Annotated in this window: 15 protein-coding genes; 6 read left to right on the top strand and 9 right to left on the bottom strand. The window is 70.6% G+C overall.

What is annotated here, in order from left to right; all coding sequences use genetic code 11:
• Positions 1-97 precede the first annotated feature (97 nt).
• The gene (locus ABD284_RS03575) at positions 98-685 is read left to right on the top strand and encodes a helix-turn-helix domain-containing protein (RefSeq protein ID WP_344140876.1); all 588 of its coding nucleotides are present in this window, start codon (positions 98-100) and stop codon (positions 683-685) included.
• Positions 686-811: 126 nt separating this feature from the next.
• Here ABD284_RS03575 and ABD284_RS03570 read toward each other — a convergent pair whose 3' ends face one another.
• A complete protein-coding gene (locus tag ABD284_RS03570) occupies positions 812-1456 on the bottom strand; it encodes a response regulator transcription factor (protein WP_344140875.1) in 645 nt (214 codons plus the stop codon).
• On the bottom strand, positions 1447-2700 hold the full coding sequence (locus tag ABD284_RS03565; protein ID WP_344140874.1) for a sensor histidine kinase: 1254 nt from the start codon (positions 2698-2700) through the stop codon (positions 1447-1449). Before ABD284_RS03565 ends, ABD284_RS03570 begins: the two co-directional genes overlap by 10 nt.
• A 233-nt stretch (positions 2701-2933) precedes the next feature.
• Between ABD284_RS03565 and ABD284_RS03560 the strand changes: the two genes are divergently transcribed.
• The 3 genes from ABD284_RS03560 to ABD284_RS03550 all read left to right on the top strand — a co-directional run bounded on the left by ABD284_RS03560 (position 2934) and on the right by ABD284_RS03550 (position 6732).
• A complete protein-coding gene (locus ABD284_RS03560) occupies positions 2934-4427 on the top strand; it encodes an acyltransferase family protein (protein ID WP_344140873.1) in 1494 nt (497 codons plus the stop codon).
• A 522-nt stretch (positions 4428-4949) separates the two neighbouring features.
• Positions 4950-5849, top strand: a complete 900-nt coding sequence (locus ABD284_RS03555) for a DUF5829 family protein (RefSeq protein WP_344140871.1) — start codon at positions 4950-4952, stop codon at positions 5847-5849.
• Positions 5850-6129: 280 nt separating this feature from the next.
• Positions 6130-6732 carry a TetR/AcrR family transcriptional regulator gene (locus ABD284_RS03550; protein ID WP_344140870.1) on the top strand — a complete coding sequence of 201 codons (603 nt, stop codon included), beginning with the start codon at positions 6130-6132 and terminating at the stop codon, positions 6730-6732.
• A 171-nt stretch (positions 6733-6903) separates the two neighbouring features.
• On the opposite strand, the gene ABD284_RS03545 is transcribed toward ABD284_RS03550, so the two are convergent.
• Both ABD284_RS03545 and ABD284_RS03540 read right to left on the bottom strand, forming a co-directional pair.
• A complete protein-coding gene (locus ABD284_RS03545) occupies positions 6904-7296 on the bottom strand; it encodes an ester cyclase (protein WP_344140869.1) in 393 nt (130 codons plus the stop codon).
• A 115-nt stretch (positions 7297-7411) separates the two neighbouring features.
• Positions 7412-8098, bottom strand: a complete 687-nt coding sequence (locus ABD284_RS03540) for an SDR family NAD(P)-dependent oxidoreductase (protein WP_344140868.1) — start codon at positions 8096-8098, stop codon at positions 7412-7414.
• A 140-nt stretch (positions 8099-8238) separates the two neighbouring features.
• On the opposite strand from ABD284_RS03540, the gene ABD284_RS03535 reads away from it, so the two are divergent.
• Both ABD284_RS03535 and ABD284_RS03530 read left to right on the top strand, forming a co-directional pair.
• Entirely contained in the window at positions 8239-9123 is an 885-nt protein-coding gene (locus ABD284_RS03535; RefSeq protein ID WP_344140867.1) for a helix-turn-helix domain-containing protein, read from the top strand.
• Between the two features lie 169 nt (positions 9124-9292).
• Positions 9293-11728, top strand: coding sequence for an alpha/beta fold hydrolase (locus tag ABD284_RS03530; protein ID WP_344140866.1), 2436 nt, complete (start codon positions 9293-9295; stop codon positions 11726-11728).
• Positions 11729-11842: 114 nt separating this feature from the next.
• Here ABD284_RS03530 and ABD284_RS03525 read toward each other — a convergent pair whose 3' ends face one another.
• The 5 genes from ABD284_RS03525 to ABD284_RS03505 form a co-directional block, all read right to left on the bottom strand.
• Positions 11843-12469 carry a class I SAM-dependent methyltransferase gene (locus ABD284_RS03525; protein WP_344140865.1) on the bottom strand — a complete coding sequence of 209 codons (627 nt, stop codon included), beginning with the start codon at positions 12467-12469 and terminating at the stop codon, positions 11843-11845.
• A gap of 266 nt (positions 12470-12735) precedes the next feature.
• Positions 12736-13893, bottom strand: a complete 1158-nt coding sequence (locus tag ABD284_RS03520; RefSeq protein WP_344140864.1) for an MFS transporter — start codon at positions 13891-13893, stop codon at positions 12736-12738.
• Positions 13890-14249, bottom strand: a complete 360-nt coding sequence (locus ABD284_RS03515; RefSeq protein WP_344140863.1) for an ArsR/SmtB family transcription factor — start codon at positions 14247-14249, stop codon at positions 13890-13892. Before ABD284_RS03515 ends, ABD284_RS03520 begins: the two co-directional genes overlap by 4 nt.
• 306 nt (positions 14250-14555) lie before the next feature.
• Positions 14556-16076, bottom strand: a complete 1521-nt coding sequence (locus ABD284_RS03510; protein WP_344140862.1) for a serine/threonine-protein kinase — start codon at positions 16074-16076, stop codon at positions 14556-14558.
• 33 nt (positions 16077-16109) lie between these two features.
• A complete protein-coding gene (locus ABD284_RS03505) occupies positions 16110-19211 on the bottom strand; it encodes a type I restriction endonuclease subunit R (protein ID WP_344140861.1) in 3102 nt (1033 codons plus the stop codon).
• Between the last annotated feature and the right edge of the window lie 15 nt (positions 19212-19226).

Raw genomic sequence — 19226 nt, 5'->3', positions numbered from 1 at the left:
GAGGAGCACGTCGCCGGAAATTACGCTTCACCGGCCGCCGCGGCCATCCACGACAAAAGCCTTTGCGAAAAATGCAAAGTTGCGGTGATATGGGGGCATGGGCGAAGAGTTCGAGGCAGTGCTGGCCGCGGTCGGGCCGCGGCTGCGCGCGTTGCGCCGCCGGAGCGGAGCCAGCCTCGCCGCCTTGTCGGAGACCACCGGTATTCCGATCAGCACCCTGTCCCGGCTGGAGTCCGGGCACCGCAAACCGGGCCTGGAACTGCTGCTCCCCCTGGCCAAGGCCTACCAGGTGCCGCTCGACGAGCTCGTCGGAGCCCCCGCCAGCGGTGACCCGCGCGTCTATCTGCGCCCCGCCAGCTACAAGGGAATGACCGTCGTACCGCTGACCCGCAATCCCGGCGGGTTGCAGGTGTACAAGCAGATCCTGCCGGCCGGCTTGACCGACCGCCTCGAACCGGATCCACGTTCACACGAGGGCTACCACTGGCTCTACGTCCTCAGTGGACGGCTGCGGATGATACTCGGCGACCAGGACTTCGTCCTCACGGCCGGCGAGGTCGCCGAGTTCGACACCCACCTTCCGCACTGGTTCGGCAACGCCGATACCCACTCCGTGGAGTACCTGAGCATCCTCGGCCCCCAGGGCGAGCGCTTCCACATCAAAGCCCGCTACCAGCGCGACTGAATTCCGGCTCGCCCGAGCGAACGCAGCCGGGAGCGCCCGGGGGAGCCGGCCCCAGGCCCGTGACCGGTCGGCTCGCGCCTGCAACGCAGCGCGGCCCGGCCTCCGCCCGCCCGCGTCAGCCCCGCGTCAGGACCGCAGGTAGGCGAGCACCGCGCGCACCCTCCGGTGGTGGTCGGTGTCGTCGACGTACAGGTCCAGCTTCGTGAAGATGCTGCGGATGTGCTTCTCCACCGCACCGTCGCTGACCACCAGGGCGCGGGCCATGGCCTGGTTGGAGCGCCCCTCCGCCATCAGCGCGAGCACCTCCCGCTCCCGCGGGCTCAGCGCCGCGAGCGGGTCGTTGCGCCGACGCACCATGAGCTGGGAGACCACCTGCGGGTCGAAGACCGTGCCCCCGGCGGCGACCCGGCGCAGGCCCTCCATGAACTCGTCGACGTCGACCACGCGGTCCTTGAGCAGGTAACCCACCGCCCCCCGCGCGTCGGCCAGCAGGTCGTCGGTATAGGACACCTCCACGTACTGCGAGAGGACGAGCACGGGGCTGCCGGGTACCTGCTGCCGTGCCGCCACCGCGGCCCGCAGCCCCTCGTCGGTGAAGGACGGAGGCATGCGCACGTCCACCACCGACACGTCCGGCCGGTGCTCGGCGATCGCCCGGATCAGGGAGTCGCCGTCGCCGATCTCAGCGACCACCTGGCAGCCGAACTCCTCCAGCAACCGCACGATGCCCGAACGGATCAGCGCGGCGTCATCGGCCACTACTACGCGCACGGGACCTCCACCGCAATCGTTGTCGGGCCTCCCTCGGGGGAGTCGACGACCAACCCGCCTTCGGCCGCCTTCACCCGGTCGGCCAGGCCCGCGAGTCCGTGCCCCTTGGCCACATGCGCGCCGCCCACCCCATTGTCGCCCATGGTGAGCAGCAGGCCGCCGCCGGTTCGCGACAGCACCACCTTCGCCTCGCTCGCACCGCTGTGCTTGGCCATGTTGGTCAGGCCCTCCGCAGCGGCGAAGTAGATCACGCTCTCCACCGAGGCCGGGAACCGCTCCTGGACCTGGGCGTCCAGGGTCACCGGAATCGGACAGCGGGCGGTCAGTGCGGCAAGCGCGGGAGCCAGCCCGCGGTCGGTGAGTATGGGCGGGGCGATGCCCCGAGACAGCGCGCGCAGCTCGTCCAGGGTCTCGCGGGTGGCGCCGATCGCACCGGCGAGCGTGCTGCGCGCCGCGTCGGGGTCGCGCTCCATCTGCCGCTCGACCCGGGAAAGCTCCATCGCCAGGTGCACCAGCCGCTGCTGGGGGCCGTCGTGGATGTCGCGTTCCAGCCGCCGCAGCGCTCCGGCCTCCGCCGATACGGCCGCCGCGCGGCTCTCCGACAGGTCGACGATGCGCTCCTGCATCTCGCCGACCGCGGTGAGCAGGATCCGGCCGAGCTGGGCCCGGAGCAGGGCGCACCCGCGGACCAGGAACGGCAGGAGCGGCGCCAGCACCAGTCCCACGGCGAAGTAGAACAGTGAGGACGCGATAGGCGTGTGCGGCAGGCCGATCATTCGGGGCACGTCGTTGTAGTCCTCGCCCGCGACACTGCCGACGTACCAGCCGTAGAGCGGGGAGGTGACGGCGGCGAGAGTCGTCGCCGAGAACACCGCCGCCACCGCGGTGGCGGCGATCGACACCGGAAGGATCAGCAGCCCGTAGAGCAGGTCCAGCCAGCTCTGCCCCGCACGCAACGGGGTGGTCAGCATGCGGACGAGCCCGGCGTCCGGCGGGGTGGGCGGATAGCGCGGCCGGGCCACGGCATGGCCCAGAACACCGGGCAGGGCGCGGCGTTCGATCTCGGCCAACCCGCGGGCGAGGACCAGGCTCTGCGCCAGCACCGGCACTCCGATCCCGATCGGCAGCGTGACCAGGCCGGCCGCGAACGTCACGACGAGTAGGACGAACCCGACCAGTGTGAGCGGGAGCGAGGCGACGAGGTAGACGAGGTCGGCGGCGACGCGACGCGGCGTGGCTGGCATAGCCAACATGTTAGGGATGGACCCGTACGCGAACGTGCCCGCACACGTGCCTGTTCCGCGTGGTGCCACCCCCACCTCGGGGGGAGGGGCGACCACCCGGAAGCGGGGAGCCTGCGTCATGTCGCCGGCCTGCGCCGCCTCCTAGGTTCGTGCCTGGAGACCCGACCCGCATCGGCGACGTGCGCTGAGGGGATCGCCACAGGGCCCGCCCCTCCATCGAAGGAGATCACTGCATGGCAACGACCCGTGCCTTCATGCCGCGCAGCACGCCGCCGGAAACCACCCGGGCCGTGCCGGGACCCGTCCGCGACGGATTCCTCGACGCCCTGCGGCTGCTGGTCATCGCGCTCGTTGTGCTGCAGCACTGGACCTTGCCCGTGCTGGACTCCACCCGGGGCACCCTGGCCTTCGGCAGTGTGTTGGACGTCCCCGGGGCGTGGGTGCTCACCTGGGTGGTGCAGGTGATGCCGCTGATCTTCTTCGTCGGAGGCGCCGCCAACGCGATCAGCAGCCGAGCGGCGCGCCGGCGCGGCCAGAGCGGATCGGACTGGCTCGCCCGCAGGGTGCGGCGCCTCGTCTGGCCGGTGATCCCCCTGGCCGCGGTGTGGATCCCCCTCACGTACCTGCTCGTCGCCGCGGGCGTTCCGGAGGACGCGGTGCGCGGCGGCGCGCAGGCCGCGGGCATGGTGCTGTGGTTCCTGGCCGCCTATCTGATGGTGGTGGTACTCGCGCCGACCCTGCTGCGTTGGGATGAGCGCGCCGGGTGGTGGGTCTGCGTCGGCCTGCTGGCCGGGGTGGTCGCCGTCGACCTGGCCCGCCTGGCGACCGGGGTGGCCGAGATCGGGTACCTCAACGTCGCACTGGTCTGGGTGGCGCTGCAGCAGCTGGGCATGCGCTACGCCAGCGGGGCGCTCAGCCGGCGCGTGGCGGCCGCACTCGCCGTCGGCGGTTGGGCCACCGCGGCGACCGCGGTCCTGGTCGGCGGCTACTCGCCGAACATGACCGGCGTGTTCGATACCGCGGCCTCGAACATGAACCCACCCACCCTGGCCCTGGCCGCCCTGGGGGTCGGGCAGGTGGGGCTCGCCGTCCTGGCGCGGGAGCACATCAACGCCTGGGGACGCCGACCGGCGGTGGCGTACCTGCTCACCTGGGCGCCGCCTCGGCTGATGACGGTCTACCTGTGGCATCTGCTGCCGATGGCCGCCCTCAGCGCCGTGCTGGTGCTCGGGGCCGGCCTGGCCACCCCGGAACCGTTCACCGCCGGATGGCTGGTCTGGAGCGCGGCCGGGGTGGCCGTCATGGCACTGGTGCTGCGCCCCCTGGTGTGGATCGCGGAGCGTTTCGAGCAGCCGCCGAACCTGCCCTACGCGGCGCAGGGCATCGTGCGGGTCTGTGCGGCGGCCCTGCTGGCGGGGGCCGGGCTGCTCGCCCTGACGATCACCGGGCTCGGCCCGGCCCCCGTCCCGATCGCCGGTCTCGCTGCCATCTGCGGCGCCTTCGCCCTGACGTGCGGGTGCCGCGGGGACCGGGGCGGCACTCCCGCCGTGCGTCCGGATGGACTCACGACACACGACGCCGGCACGGTCTGGGTCAACACCCATCACGAGATGACCACCGGAGCCATGCCGTTCGAGGGGTTCAAGCAGTCCGGGGCCGGAGGCGAGGGCGGGCCCGAGGCGCTGGACGCCTTCACCAAGCAGAAGGCGGTCCTGGTCGCCCTCTGAGCAGGCGCCGGCCCGGCGGCCGCGGTTCAGGCACGCACGTGCCCGACCCGCGGCCGTGCCGGCGGGGCCGCTTCCCAGCGCTCCGAGCGACCGCGTAGGGGAGCAGAGCGCGTGCCCGTCCGCCCGGGAAGCGCGCCGCATCGGCTGCGGGCACGCCGGCACGCGGCCCGGGGGGCCACGGCCCTGCGCCGGGGCACCGCCGCGAAAGCGGGGCGGCGCCGGATCGTGGAGCCCGGCACGACCGGAGTGGTGAGCTGGGGAAAGTAGGCGACAAGCGGAATCGGGCCATACGCGAGAACAGCGGTGCGGCGCGTGATCGTTTCCGTCCGAGCCTTGTGCCGCCAGTGCGAATATGCTGGAGAAACAATCAGCGAAGGTGACGACGGCCGCTGATCAATCGGCGAACCGGGCTTACTCCGGAACACGACTTCCAGAAAGGAATTCCGGATAAATCGAGTGGCTCACGCACCTCTGCCGCGGCGGTCGACACGCTACGATTCCCGCATGCTGAGCCGTCGCCGTATGTTGCAGGCTGTCGTCGCCGGAGCCACCGCCACCACCGCCGCCGGGCTTGCGCCGGCGAGCGTCCACGCCGCCGCGTCGACGTCGCGAAAGCGCCCGTTGACCTACTACAACCACAGCTACGCCGTGCTCGACCGGGCGACCGCGGACGCGGTCGAGCATTCCGACTATCTGCATACGTTCGCCGATTTCCAAATCCGCGAGACGACCGGTGAGCAGGGCACCTGGATCGGTCGCTACCTCCTCGGCCGCGAGACGTACTTCGAGTTGTTCGGTGTGGGGGACCTGCCCGGGAAGGACGGAGAGCTCGGCGCGGCGGGTACGGGCGTATCCACCGAGCGCGACGGCGACCTGGCCGAGGTGATCGCCCGCCTGCCCGGCGAGGGCGTCCCCGACCCGGTCGAGTTCCAGCAGACCCGGGATTTCGGGGACGGCCGACCGGTGCCGTGGTTCGACGCGGTCTTCACGACTCAGCAGTACGACACCTTCGGCGCCTGGGCCATGGAGTACCGGCCGGAGTACTTCGCCGACCCGCGCAGCGACACCGAGCCTCCCGGCTTCCCCGGGGATGTGGGCCGGGAGCGCTACCTGTCCGACGGCTACCGCGACCGCCTGATGCGTGACGTCACCGGAGTGCACCTCGCCGTCACCGGGTCCGACCTGGCCAACACCGTCCCGCTGCTCCGCGCAGGCGGCATGCGCGTCAAGACGCGGCCGGACGGAGCCGTGGCGAGCGACGGATACACCACGGTCAGGTTCGACGCCGTGCCGCAGGACCGGGTCGGCCTGCGGCGCGTGCGGATGTGCTTGAACCGTCCGCCCGGGACACGGCATCGTGAGCGGCTCGGCACCTCGACGCTGCTCGTCGGCCCGGGCCCGAAGGCCGTCTGGACGTTCTAGCACCCCGGCGTAAGGCCAGGCCGCCGGGCGCCCGCCGCCCGGCGGCGCGCGCCGCGCGCCCGCGGGACCGCCGCGAAGGCGAGCGGACCCGCTTCCGCTTCCACGCCGAGGTGCCGCCGCGCCTGCGCCTTCTCGTCCGGGAAGCACCGTGCGCACCGCCCGCGGCAGCTCTGTCCACTGCGGTCGGCGGGCGGTATAGTTACCAGTACGTCTACATGGTGGAGGTGCGCTACCCTGAGCGTCGGCGCAACCGGATCCAACGTGGTCTAGCGGAGGGAAGATGCACGCAGACGCAACCGGAGTCGCGGCGCGCGCAACGTCGGGCGCCGACACACGTGCGCGTATCCTCGCCGCGGCAAGCGAGCTGTTCTACGCCCACGGGATCCGCGCCGTCAGCGCCGACCGCATCATCGAGCAGGTCGGCATCACGAAGGTCACCTTCTACCGCCACTTCCGCACCAAGAGCGACCTCGTCGTCGCCTACCTAGAACAGCAGGCGGCCGCCGAACGGCAGTGGATGGAGAGCATCCGCCGTGCGGGAGACCCAGCCGGCTCGCTGCGCACACTCGCCACCGACATCGGCGCGGCAAGCTGCAGCCCGGGGTTCCGGGGGTGCGCCTTCATCAACGCCGCGGCGGAGTTCTCCGATCCCGACGACCCGGTCAGAGGCGCCGTCGACGCGCACCGCCGCTGGATGCTCGGCCTCTTCGCCGAACTCGCCATGGAAGCAGGCGTGCAGAACATCGACGCCACCGCGAGGCAGCTGATGATCCTCCGCGACGGAGGCATGGTCAACGGATACCTGGGCGACTCGGCGGCCCTCGCCGACACGCTCGGGGCGGCGTTCACCGCGATCCTCGCGCCCGCGGCGGCCACCGGGTGATCATCCTGAGCCCGCGCAGCGACCTGCGGCCCCCCGACCGCGTTCGAGGCCGTGCATACCAAGCCCCTCGCCGCAGCGCAACGCCGCGGCGAGGGGCCTCGGGCACCTCGGCGCGGTCAAGCACCGACGGTGCGTGCCCCCGGCGCCTCCGGCCCGGTCGGTAGGCACGGGTCAGCCCGCCAGCTGCCGCTTCAGCCCCGAGGCGTCGTGCAGGGCCGTCATGTGCGCGAACCGCCCCTCGCGGATCTGGTATATGGCGTACTCGACGATCTCGAACGAGGCACCGGTGGGGGCCACGCCGAGCCACTCCTTCGCGGGGGTGCCCGTGTTGATCGCCCGGACGGCCGCCCGGTCACCGCCGACGAGGAACTCCTGGACCTCCCAGTGGAAGTCCGGCACCGCGTCGATGTCCGCCTTCTGGACCGCGACGACATCGTCCCGGGTGCCCGGTTCGCCGTTCAGGGTGACCTCGTCATGGATGAACCGGTCCATGCCGTCGAACGTGTGGGCGTTGAGCTCCTCGACGTAGCGGCGGTAGAACTCGTGGATGTCGAAGTCAGCCATGATGATCGCCTCTCTCCGCCCCGGACCGGGGCTGGTACTCGGGTCGTGATGATCGGGGACGCGCTCGTCGGTTGGCGGCCGTCGCCGCTGCGTTCCCGTGCCGGTGCTGACGCGCTTACCAGGGCAGCTCCCCGTTCTCGTCCCGGAAGGTGCCCGTGGGGCCGTCCGCGTCGAGGGTCGCGAGGCGCACGACGGTCGCGGCGCTCTCTTCGGGCGGCCGTCCGATTCCGAAGGCCGCGGTCATGTCCGTGGCGGTGGGGCCGGGCTCCAGCGCGTTGAACTTGATGTCCGGCTGGGACTTGGCGTACTGCACCGTCAGCATGGTGGCCGCCGCCTTCGACGCGGAGTACAGCGCGAACGACAGGTCGAACTCGGGCCGGTCGGGGTTGGTCACCGCCCAGAACGACCCGGCGCTGCTCGAAACGGTGACGACGGTGGGATTCGAGGACTTGCGCAGCAGGGGGAGCGCCGCCTCCGTGACCCGCACGACCCCCACCGCGTTGGTGTCGAAGGCGCGCAGGGCCGAGGGACCGTCGACCTCTCCGGCCGCCAGGATGCCCGCGTTGTTCACCAGGACGTCGAGCCGGCCCTCGGCCGCACCGATCGTCGCCAGCGCATTGTTCACCGACGCGTCGTCGGTCACGTCGAGCTGAACGGATCGCGCGCCGATCGCGGCCGCGGCTTTCTCCCCCCGTTCGGCGTCGCGCGCGCCGATGTAGACGGCGTGGCCCAACGCCTGCAGCTGTTTGGCCGTCTCGAAGCCGATGCCCTTGTTCGCTCCGGTGATGAGTGTGACTGTCACGGGGTCTCCTTACGAATACGTGGCCCGAGCGGACCGTCAGGAACGCTATGCGGGCCCGCTCTGCGGGGCCCAGAGCCCTGTCGAGCCGGGGGTGTGACAGGACCCCCGCTATTCGCTTCAGGGCGATCTAGGCTGGCGGCATGAGCGAGAAGACGAACGCCCTCGGTGCGTACCTGCGCGCTCGGCGCGAACTGGTGACGCCTGAGCAGGCGGGCATCCCCAACATCGGGGTGCGGCGTGCACCGGGGTTGCGGCGGGAGGAGGTCGCCATGCTCGCCGGCATCAGCGCGGACTACTACCTGCGGTTGGAGCGGGGCCGCGATCGCAACCCGTCCGTGCAGGTGCTGGAGGCGATCGCGCGGGTGCTCCAACTCGACGACGACCACTTCGCCCACCTGCTGGACCTGGTCTCCGCGGCGGCCCGGCAGCGCAGGCGCCGAGCGCGCAAGGAGACCGTGCCGCCCGGCGCGCTCAAGCTCCTGGACTCCCTCGTCCAGCCCGCCTTCATCGAAGGCCGGTACTTCGACATCCTGGCCTCGAACTCCCTCGCCAAAGCCCTCGATCCCCGACTCGTCGTGGGCGGCAACCAGTTGAGGGACATGTTTTTGGATCCGGGCCAGCAGAGGCTGTATCCGGAGTGGGAGAACGTCACGGAGTGCTTCATCGCGAACCTGCGGCAGTCCGTGGGCAACGACGTCGAGGACCCCCGCTTCGCCGATCTCGTCGGAGAGCTCTCACTGGCGAGCCCTCTGTTTCGCCGACTCTGGGCCCGCCATGAAGTACGCGGACAGCGCGGGACGCCGATCCGGCTGGACCACCCGCAGATCGGGGAACTCACGCTCAACCGGGAGCGGCTGAGCGTGGGCGGGGCCGAGGACCTGAAACTCGTCGTGTACCACCCGGACGCCGGATCCGACGACGCGGGCAAGCTGGCCCTTCTGGCCTCGGCCGATCTGCCCGCCCGGACACCGGACGGCGACGGTTCCGCACCGATACGTGAGGCCGACGGCGCCGCCAACGAGTGACCCCTGTTCGCGCGCCGGACGTGGCGCACAGCGCAAAGACGGCGACCGGGTCTGGCGCGTGTGGGAAATCGGCGGGAATACTCACAGATTTCCGGGCTGAGAGCCGCCCGAAAGCGTCCGCGTCAGTGAAAGACTCCGGTTGACTCGCGCGGCGACGAAGGGAACGCATATGGGCGCCGGCCACCAGCCACGGCACACGGCCGACTACGACGCCGTCGTCGTGGGCGCCGGTTTCGCCGGCCTGTACCAGCTCTACCGCCTGCGGGAACAGGGTCTGAGCGTACGGGTATTCGAGGCCGGCAGCGGAGTGGGGGGAACCTGGTTCTGGAATCGCTATCCCGGTGCCCGTTGCGACGTGGAGAGCGTCGACTACCAGTACTCGTTCTCCGAGGAGCTGCGGAGTGAGTGGCGGTGGAGCGAACGCTATCCCCGCCAGGAGGAGCTGCTCCGCTACCTCGATCACGTGGCCGACCGGTTCGGCCTGCGCCCGCACATCCAGCTCGGCACGCGCGTCGAACGGGCCGTCTTCGACGAGGAGAGCGGCCATTGGACGGTCGGGACCGACCGGGGCGACCTCGTCCGGGCGCGCTACTGCGTCATGGCCACCGGGTGCCTCTCCGTCCCATGGATGCCCGACCTGCCCGGGTTGGAGGACTTCGCGGGAGAGTGGCATCACACCGGCGCATGGCCGGCCGAGAACGTCGACTTCACCGGTAAGCGCGTGGCGGTCGTTGGGACCGGATCCTCGGGCATCCAGGTCACCCCCGTCGTCGCCGAGCAGGCGGACGAACTGTTCGTCTTCCAGCGCACGGCGAGCTTCAGCGTCCCGGCGTTCAACCGCCCCGCGGGCGAGGAGGATGCGGCCGAGACCAGCGCGGAGTTCCACCGGCGCCGCGAGTTCGCCCGGCACTCCGTGTTCGGTTTGTCGGTGCCCGTCAACAAGCAGTTGGCGCTGGCGGTTTCGGCCGACGAGCGCCGGCGCGAGTACGAGGCCCGGTGGCGGATGGGCGGGCTGCCCATGTACGGCGCGTTCGCCGACCTCCTCATCGACCGGGCCGCCAACGACACCGCGGCCGAGTTCCTGCGCGGCAAGATCCGGGAGAAGGTCCAGGATCCGGACGTGGCCGAGCGCCTGCTTCCCAGGGGCTATCCCCTCGGCGGCAAGCGGATCTGTGTGGACACCGGGTACTTCGAGGCGTTCAACCGGTCCAACGTTCACCTCGTCGACATCAAGGACACCCCTATCGACGCCATCACGCCGCGCGGGCCGCTGGTCGACGGCGTCGAGTACCCGGTGGACGTCATCGTGTTCGCGACCGGCTTCGATGCGATGACCGGTGCCCTGTCGCAGATCGAGATCCGCGGACGCCACGGAGCCGCTCTCAGCGAGAAGTGGGCCGCCGGGCCCGCGTCCTATCTCGGGCTGGCGGTGGCCGGCTTCCCCAACCTGTTCCTCGTCACCGGGCCCGGAAGCCCCGCGGTCTTCGGCAATGTGGTCGTGTCGATCGAACACGCCGTCGACTGGATCTCCGACGCCGTCGCCCACCTTCGCCGGCGGAACCTGGCACTGATGGAGGCGACGGCCGACGCCGAGGACGCCTGGGTCCGGCACGTCAACGAGGTCGCCGGCTTCACCCTGCTGGGCGACGTCGACTCCTGGTACACCGGCGCCAACGTACCCGGCAAGCCACGCGTGATCCTGGGCTATGCCGGCGGTGCCGGCGAGTACCGCCGGCGCTGCGACGAGACCGCCCGGCAGGGCTACACCGGTTTCGCGCTCAGCCCGGCGCCGCCGCGCCGTATCCCGGTCGGTGACGGCGCCCGACTCGCAATCAGCGAGACCGGGTCCGGCACACCACTCGTGCTGGTGTGCGGAACCGGACAGGATCACCGGATGTGGGCTCCACTGCTGCCCGCACTGGCTTCCCGGCACCGAGTGATCACCTACAACCACCGCGGCATCGGCGGCTCCGAGCGCGGCGAGCGGGCTGTCACCACGGCCGACCTTGCCGACGATCTCGCCGACCTGCTCGGCGGACTCGGCGCCGCCCCCGCGCACCTGCTGGGCTGGTCGCTGGGTAGCGCCGTCGCCCAGGAGCTCGCGCTGCGCCACCCCGATCTCGTCGCCTCGCTGGTGCTGTGCGGCACCTGGGGGCGTACGGACGCCTTTCAGCGGTCCCTCTTCACCGCGCTGGCCCATCCCTGGCGCACCGGACACCGGGACAGGGCGCTCACCGCGCTCGGCATCATCTACTCGCGGGAACTGCTGGACTCCGAGGCGTTCGGTCCGCTGACGGCACAGCTCGAACCGCTGCTGCCCAGCACAAAGGAGCAGGTCGCCACGGTCGCCGAACAGTGGGACGCGGACCTCGCGCACGACAGCCTCGACCGCCTCGGCGGCATCACGGCGCCCGCGCTCGTCGTCGCCGGGGAGCAGGATCTCCTGACGCCCGCCTACCAGGGGCGCATCGTCGCGGAGACGATCCCCGCGGCCTCGTTCGAGCTGTTCACCGGCCCGGGGGCCAGCCACGCGCTGCTCATGGAACGCTCGGAAGAGTTCGCCGACCTGGTCCTCAAGTTCCTCACCGACCTCCCCCCGACCTGAGCGAGGCACGGACGAGAAGGCGTCGGCATGCCGACGTGCGGTTCCCCTGGCAGGCTTGTCCTCGTGGTCAACGCGTCGGTGCGGGCCGCAACAACGGGGGCGACGGTCGTGCGGTTATCGGGCCTCGGCCCGGTGGCCGAGGACGTTGAGGAACGGTGAGTACTTGCCTTGGCTCGACCAGACCTCGTCGACCACCCACCCCGCGTGGTTCACGACCCCGCGCAGTTCCGCTTCGCGCCAGTCGGTTCGGTGGTACCGCGATCCGGTGCGGCCGGCTTCACGCCCGTGCCCGTCGCCCTCGGTGACCGAGAGGAAGATCAGACCGGCCGGCCTGGTCACGCCGGCCAACCGGCCGAGGACTCTGGGGAGGTCGCCGCGGTCCACGTGCATCAGGCAGGCTTGGGCCCAGACCGCGTCGTAGCGGGCACCCGGGTTGCGCGGATCGTCGAGGTCATCGGTGAGCGGGTCCAGCAGGTCGGCCTCGAACCCCTGTCCGCGGAGGACCTCGACGAATCCGGGGGTGATGTCGGTGCGCCGCACGCTGAGGCCGTACTCCTCCAGCGCCCGGGCGTCGCGACCGCCGCCGCTGCCGATCTCAAGGACCCGGCCCGACCCCGCGAGCAGCCGGGCGAACCGCGCGCACGTGGTGCGGATAGCGTCGGGCAGTCGAGCCGTCTCGGTGGCGTATTCCACGGCCGCGGCGTCATAGGCCGCGATGGTCTCCTGCTTTCGGCTGTCCACGTGCACATCCTGACAGTGCTCTACGAGTGCTCCCCGCGCAGGGGGGATGATCCTTTCGATCCCGCCAGCGACCGCCGACCGTGACGGAACTCGGCGTGGAGGCGGCGGTGATACTGGCCATGGACTCAGCGGCGGTCCTCATCCGCAACCGGAACGGGGATGGATGACGACCGGATCCGAGTATCTCCGCCGCGAACGCGCCGTCCACGACCGTCTGGTTCCGGCCTGCATGAGGCTTCGGCGCATCCGGCAACGCGCGGGCGGGGTCAGGCGCGGCGCTGCCGGAGCAGGGCGAGGACCACGACCAGCCCGGCGGCGGCCAGAACGGCGGCGACACCGCCGTAGCCCGCCGTCTCGGCGATCGGGCCGCCGAGCAGGGGCGCGAGCAGATAGCCCCCGATCCCCAGTTGCGACCACAGCACCATCGCCGTGACGATGCGCCGGGTGGGCACCGCTTCGAGGAGTACGCCGATCGACCCCGTGTTGGCCATGCCGATGCCGACACCGCCCACCGCCAGCGCCGCCATCCAGACCGGCACGGACGCGACGGTCCCCGCTCCGCCGAGACCCGCAACAACCAGAACCGTCGCGACCAGCAGCGCAACGCGAGGGCGCATCCGTGCGGCAAGTGCGGCGGCCGCGGCCACCACCACCGACGTCGCGGCGTAGAACACCCCGATCTGCCACTGGCTCAGCTGTGAGCCGAAGTGCAGCGGGAGTACCCCTTCCAGCATGCCCAGAGCCATCACCGCGAACGCGATGCCGGCGCACGCCGCCCAGAACCCGGGCGAGCCGATCGCCTTGCGGTCGCCGGTGAACCCCTGACCGCGGGCAGGCAGCCGGCGCCGCAGCAGTACCACCGCGACGGCCATGAGCAGCGCGGCGAGCAGGTAGGCGGCGAAGGGGCCGCGGACTCCCGGGACCGACCCCAGCAGCGGTCCCAGCAGCCCGCCCGCGGAGTAGGCGGCGAAGATCCGGCTCATGCACACATAACTCTGAGTCGGCCAGTAGGACAGGGTTGCGAAGGTGACGCCGAGCCACAGGCATCCCGACCCCACTCCCATCACCAGGCGGGCGGCGGCCAGAAGCGGTGCCTCGGAGGCGGTGAGGAAGCCGCCGCAGCCGGCGCAGATCAGGACGAGACCAGCCAGCACGACCCGCAGGGGTACGCTACGCCGCATCGCGGCGCCGCCCAGAGCGAATCCCGCGACCATGCCCAGAGGGAAGGCCGCCACAATCAGGCCCATGACCGCGGGCCCGGCGCCGGTGCGCTGCGCCAGCGCCGGCAGCACCGGGGCGATCACGCTGTAGCCGGCCGCGTCCAGGACTCCCAGTGCGATGAGGATCCCATAGGCGGCGCCCGAGCCCCGCCCCGTGAGGTCCCCGGCGCCGCCGGGGACGCCGGCTGTGGCAGGGGCGCTCACCGGGGTCGGCCCCAGCGTCCGGTGCCCGACCGCCCGCCCGCCTGTATCGGGGCGGGACGGCCCATCACCACGTCGGCGGCCGAGGGGAAGGCCTCCACACACTCCTCGTTGAGGCGGTAGCGGCTGTAGGCGCCCTCGTGGTCCACGAGCACGAAACCGGCCTCGGCCAAGGCCTTGAGATGGTGCGACACCGTCGACTGGCCTACGTCCACCGCCGCAACGATCTCGCCGACACTCAGCGTTGCGCCCCGGCGGGCGAGCAGCGTGACGATCTGGATCCGCGTGGCGTCGGCCAGCGCCTTGAACCAGTCGGCGTAGCGCTCGGCTTCACGTCGATCCACCACATCATCACTCATCGGTCATCGACGATAATCGATAACCTTCCGGGGTTCAATCCCTCGGCCGGAGAGGCGCTCACAGCGACCCTGGATGAACCGGTCAGAGCCCGAGAGGACCAGGGAACCACCCATGGCCGCGAGGCGGCGCGGCCCAAGGAGTCGCCCGACGAGTGCGACCGCAAGGCCGGCCCAGCATCGCGCCGCGCTGGAGGCCGGCGCCGATCCGGTCTAGCTGACCGAGTGAACGGAGGTGAGTAGTGCTCGACCATCCGTGGCGTTGGCTGGGGTGGGCGCTGATACCTCTCCCGCAACGCCGATTCCCGTTCAACGTTGACGCGGCAATCGCTGCACCTTCTTGGTGAGGGGGTGGTCGGGGCCCAGGACGCGCACGGCGTCGTCGCGGAGGTCGCGCAGCCGGTTCCGGGCGTTGTCGAGTTCGCCCAGAGCCGCGTAGCAGCGGGCGAGTTCGAAACGGACCTCAAGGGCGTCCTGTGTCTCCTCCTCGCCGAGCGCGCGGTAGTTGTCCAGCAGGTCGAGCAGCACCTCGACGGCCTCGGCGCAGCGGTCCAGGTCGACCAGGCACGCGGCCAGAGCGTGCCGGCAGTCGATGACGTCGGTCGCCCCCTCTCCGTGATGCTCGATGAGCAGTGGGAGCAGCCGCCGGTACTCCCGTTCGGCCTGGTCGACGCGGCGGGCGGAGATCCAGGCGTCGGCCCGCATATGCGTGAACCGCAGACAGACGTCGTCGGGCAACTCCTCCGGATTGGCGAGCGCGTCGGAGAGGACGTCGCCGGCCTGGACGAAACGCTGGTTCTCCACGAGGCGAGCAACCTCGTCGTACACCCGATCCGGGTCGATCGGCCCGGTCGGATTCGGCGCGGGGAAGGGGGACGTGGCCGCCCGCGCGGGGTCGCCGCCGGTCCTGGAACGGGAGGCGAACGGGTACCGGAACGGGTGGCTCGGGTCGTGCTCGCCGCCCGTGTCGGGGGTTCCTACGGGTCGCGGGGCCGGCAGAAGGGGCGCCAGTCGGGTGAGAACCTCGTCGGCATCGGCCGGACGGTCGGCCGGCTCCTTGCTGAGGAGGTCGGCCACGAGTGCGGCGAGCGGCGCGGGCACGTCGTCGCGGAGCTCGCCCAGCGGGGGCGGTGGGGTGTGCACCTGGTCGTAGATCACCGCCTCGGTGCGCGCGCCGGTGAACGGGGGACGTCCGGTGAGCACCTCGAACAGCAGGCAGCCCAGCGCGTAGAGGTCGGTGCGCGCGGTGGCGTCCCCGCCGATACACAACTCGGGAGCTATGTACGGTGCGCTGCCGAGGGCCTCGTGGCTTCGGGTGAGCCGGGAGATGCTCGGATCAAGCAGGATCGCGATACCGAAGTCGAGGAGTTTCACCGTGCCGTCCGGGCCCACCATGACGTTGGGAGGCTTGATGTCGCGGTGCACCAGGAACCCGGCGTGAGCTGCGGCGAGGACGGAAGCGAGCTGCGCCCCGACGGCGGCCGCGCCCTCCACGGGCAGCGGGCCCCGCTGCGCGAGGAAATCACCGAGGTTCTGCCCCTCCACGAGCTGCATGACGAGGTACAGCTCCCCGTTCTCGGTTCCGGCGTCGTAGACGGCCGGAACGCCCGGGTGCTCGACGCGGGCGGTCATCCGGGTCTCCCGCAGGAAGCGTTCGACCAGCACGTCGGCCTGCGTGCCGGAGGCGCTCAGGTGCGTCCTGCTCACGAGTTTCACGGCGATCCGCCGGTCGAGCCGGCGGTCGTAGCCGCGGAGGACCACGCCCATGCCGCCCTGGCCTAGGGGGGCGGTCAGTTCGTAGCGGTCGGCGATGACGCGTTGCTGGAACATCGAAGGGCCGTGTTTCCGTGGAGCAGGGGGTGGTCAGGCGGCGTCGCGGCGCAGCCGCCGGTAGGCGCGCCCGCGGGCTTTGCGCACGAACTCCTCCCGGAATTCGTCGTTGTGACTGAACATCCGGAGGAAATCCGTTCTGCTCTGGGCGATCTCGTACACCTTGTCCTCGAAGGCGGTGTCGAAGACCAGGCCGAAATCCTCCTCGCCGTTGGCGTCGGCGGCGTTGGCCATCTCGGGCTCGCCGACGAGCGCGTCGAGGGGGTCGCCCATGTCGCCGGGGTGCGCGTGTCCGCCGTACTTCTTGTTGAGTTCGTCGATGAGCTCCTGCAGGGAACCCGTTTCCGGTTCCTTCGCGGTGCCGCTCCCGCCATCGGAGAACCCGGGCAGCACCTGTGCGCCCTCGGAGGCCAGGCGTTCGTCGTGCACACCGGTCCGCTTGAGCCGGAACTGCTCAACGGCGGTCCCGGAGAGGTCGATGTCGGATTCCTCCTTGCGGTTGGGCAGCCGGTTCAGCAGCAGCTTGCCGTACTGGAAGAGCCGCTCCAACCCGCTGTCGGTGAACGGCACGATCTGGGCGAGGAAGGCGTACATCCGGACGAAGTCCCGCAGAGCGGTGCGGAAGGACTCCGCAGCATCGGGGTCCTCCTCCTGCAGTCGGACGAACCGCTTCGCGGCGGGTTCGGTGTGCCGGTTCATCTCCGCGTGCAGGCGCTGCCGTTCGCGGCCTTCGGCGGGGGAGCGGTCGGCGGCCGCGAACGCTTCGGCGAAGTCGGCGAGTTCGTGCTCGACCAGCAGTTGGTGCTCCATGACCTCGCGCTCGGCCGTGTAGAGCAGATTCGGGTCGGTGGGGGTGGTCAGGGTGGTCTCGTAGTACCGCTGGAAGGATTCGCGGATGTCCTCGGCGTCGTTGGCGAAGTCGAGGACGAACAGGTCGTCCTGGCTCTTGGCTGGGTGGGTGCGGTTCAGCCGCGACAGGGTTTGTACCGCCTGCACGCCGGTGAGTTTGCGGTCCACGAACATCGTGGTGAGGAGCGGCTGGTCGAAGCCGGTCTGGTACTTGTCGGCCACGACCAGGATGCGGTACTCGGGTTTGCCGTTCGCCGGAGCGTCGGGGTCGTCGGCGCGCGTGTAGCCGAACCGTTCGGGGAGTTCCTTCTCGCCGAACCCGTTGAGGGTGGTTTCGGTGACCTTGTCGTCGGAGTTGCCGTCGACCTCCAGTTCGCCGGAGATCGCGACCAGCGCCTTGCAGTCGCCGTATCCCAGTGTCGCCGCGTACTCGGTGATGGCCCGGTAGAGCTTCACGGCGTGGTTGCGCGACCCCGTGACGACCATCGCCTTGGCGCGGCCGCCCATGCGGTGCCGGGTGTCCCGGTGGACGTGCTCCACGATGACTTCGGCGCGCTGCTGCATGCTTTCCGGGCTGAGCATCGCGAACCGCACCAGCGCCGATCGGGCTTTCTTGGTGTCGACTTCGTGGTCGTCTGTATCGGGCCCGGCCAGTCGGAAGTAGTTGGCGTAGGTGATGTAGTTGCCGAGCACGTCGAGGATGAAGCCTTCCTCGATGGCCTGGCGCATCGAGTAGGTGTGGAACGCCTCGGGGTTGCCGGTGACCGGGTCGGGGGTGCCGAACAGTTCGAGGGTCTTGGGTTTCGGGGTGGCGGTGAACGCGAAGAACGACAGTTCCGGATGGCGGCCCCGCGCCAGCGCCGATGCGGTCAGGGGGTCGCCGTCGGCGTCGACGTCGTCGCTGCCGAGTTTGCGCAGGGCCCGCTTCATGGCCGAGGCGGAGTCGCCCGACTGGGAGGAGTGGGCTTCGTCGGCGACGATCGCGTACCGGTTCCCGCGCAGCGCGGTGACCTGTTCCAGCACGTAGGGGAAGGTCTGCAGGGTCACGATGATGATCTTCGTGGTGGCGTCGGCGAGCGCCGCCGCGAGCTGGCCGGACTTGCTGCCGTCGGTGGTGGTGATGCGTTTGACCACGCCGGGGGTGTGGTCGAACTGGTAGATGGTGTCGCCGAGTTGCTTGTCCAGTACGGAGCGGTCGGTGACCACGATGGTCTTGTCGAACACCAGCTGGTCGGCGCCCAGCCCGGCTCCGGGGGCCAGGCCGGCGGGGTCGGGCACCGTGTGCAGGGTGGAGAGCCGGTGCGCCAGCCAGGCGATGGTGTTGGACTTGCCGGAGCCGGCGGAGTGCTGGACGAGGTAGTTGTGGCCGCTGCCGTGCCGGGCGACGTGGTCGGTGATGCGGTCCACGGCGTGCCACTGGTGGTAGCGCGGGAAGATGAGCCGCCGTTCGTGCGGAGGCGTCCTCGCGCCCTTCTCCGGCAGTTCCAGGTGCAGGAACCGGCGCAGCAGGTCGAGCCAGGTGTCGCGTTGCCAGATCTGTTCCCACAGGTAGCCGGTGGCGTACCCGGAGGATCCGGCGGGCGGGTTGCCTTTGCCGCCGGAGACACCGGGGCCTCGCGAGCCGGTGTTGAACGGGAGGAAGACGGTGGCGTTCCCGGCGAGCCGCGTGGTGAGGTGCACCTCGTCGGTGTCGACCGCGAAGTGCACCAGAGCGCGCTTGCGCAGCAGCGGCTCGCGCCGGTCGCGGTCGGTGCGGTACTGCCGTTTGGCGTGTTCCACGGTCTGCCCGGTGAGGGGGTTCTTCAGCTCGGCGGTGGCGACCGGCAGCCCGTTGCAGAACAGCGCCAGGTCGAGGGATTTCTCCGGGTCTTTCGCGGAGTAGTGCAGTTGCCGGGTGACGGTGAGGATGTTGGCGTCGTATTCGGCGTTGGCATCGGCGGCGCCCGCACCCGCGGGTTTGAAGAACGCGAGCCGTATCTGCACTCCGCGGTCTTTGACGGGGTGCCGCAGCACGTCGAGGACTCCCCGCCGGTCGATCTCGCGGGCGATGTGTTCGGCGAAGCGCCGCTGGAATTCCCCGGTGTCGTCGCCGTAGAGTTCGGTGAGCCGATTGCACTCGTCGGGCTGGGTGCGGCCGAGGAACTGGAACAGCCGCCCGGTGTCGAGTGCGAGCCGCTGGTCGTAGTCCTGCTGGAGTCCTGCCACCCATCCACCGGTCCCGGTGAGCGAGTCGACGATGACCGTCTCGAACGCCGCTTCGTGGTGCGGGGGTGTTGGCGAGGGCATACGGGGAGGCTCCTT

The sequence above is a fragment of the Streptomonospora arabica genome (assembly GCF_039531585.1).
Taxonomy (GTDB): domain Bacteria; phylum Actinomycetota; class Actinomycetes; order Streptosporangiales; family Streptosporangiaceae; genus Streptomonospora; species Streptomonospora halophila.
Note: the sequence above shows the minus strand (reverse complement) of the source record. Positions and strands in the feature narration are given on the sequence as shown.

Bases quoted from the DNA above. Each gene is read 5' to 3' on its own strand.
- ABD284_RS03575 (WP_344140876.1), top strand. From the start codon at position 98: ATGGGCGAAGAGTTCGAGGCAGTGCTGGCCGCGGTCGGGCCGCGGCTG.
- ABD284_RS03565 (WP_344140874.1), bottom strand. From the start codon at position 2,700: ATGCCAGCCACGCCGCGTCGCGTCGCCGCCGACCTCGTCTACCTCGTC.
- ABD284_RS03560 (WP_344140873.1), top strand. From the start codon at position 2,934: ATGGCAACGACCCGTGCCTTCATGCCGCGCAGCACGCCGCCGGAAACC.
- ABD284_RS03555 (WP_344140871.1), top strand. From the start codon at position 4,950: ATGTTGCAGGCTGTCGTCGCCGGAGCCACCGCCACCACCGCCGCCGGG.
- ABD284_RS03550 (WP_344140870.1), top strand. From the start codon at position 6,130: ATGCACGCAGACGCAACCGGAGTCGCGGCGCGCGCAACGTCGGGCGCC.
- ABD284_RS03545 (WP_344140869.1), bottom strand. From the start codon at position 7,296: ATGGCTGACTTCGACATCCACGAGTTCTACCGCCGCTACGTCGAGGAG.
- ABD284_RS03535 (WP_344140867.1), top strand. From the start codon at position 8,239: ATGAGCGAGAAGACGAACGCCCTCGGTGCGTACCTGCGCGCTCGGCGC.
- ABD284_RS03530 (WP_344140866.1), top strand. From the start codon at position 9,293: ATGGGCGCCGGCCACCAGCCACGGCACACGGCCGACTACGACGCCGTC.
- ABD284_RS03515 (WP_344140863.1), bottom strand. From the start codon at position 14,249: ATGAGTGATGATGTGGTGGATCGACGTGAAGCCGAGCGCTACGCCGAC.
- ABD284_RS03510 (WP_344140862.1), bottom strand. From the start codon at position 16,076: ATGTTCCAGCAACGCGTCATCGCCGACCGCTACGAACTGACCGCCCCC.
- ABD284_RS03505 (WP_344140861.1), bottom strand. From the start codon at position 19,211: ATGCCCTCGCCAACACCCCCGCACCACGAAGCGGCGTTCGAGACGGTC.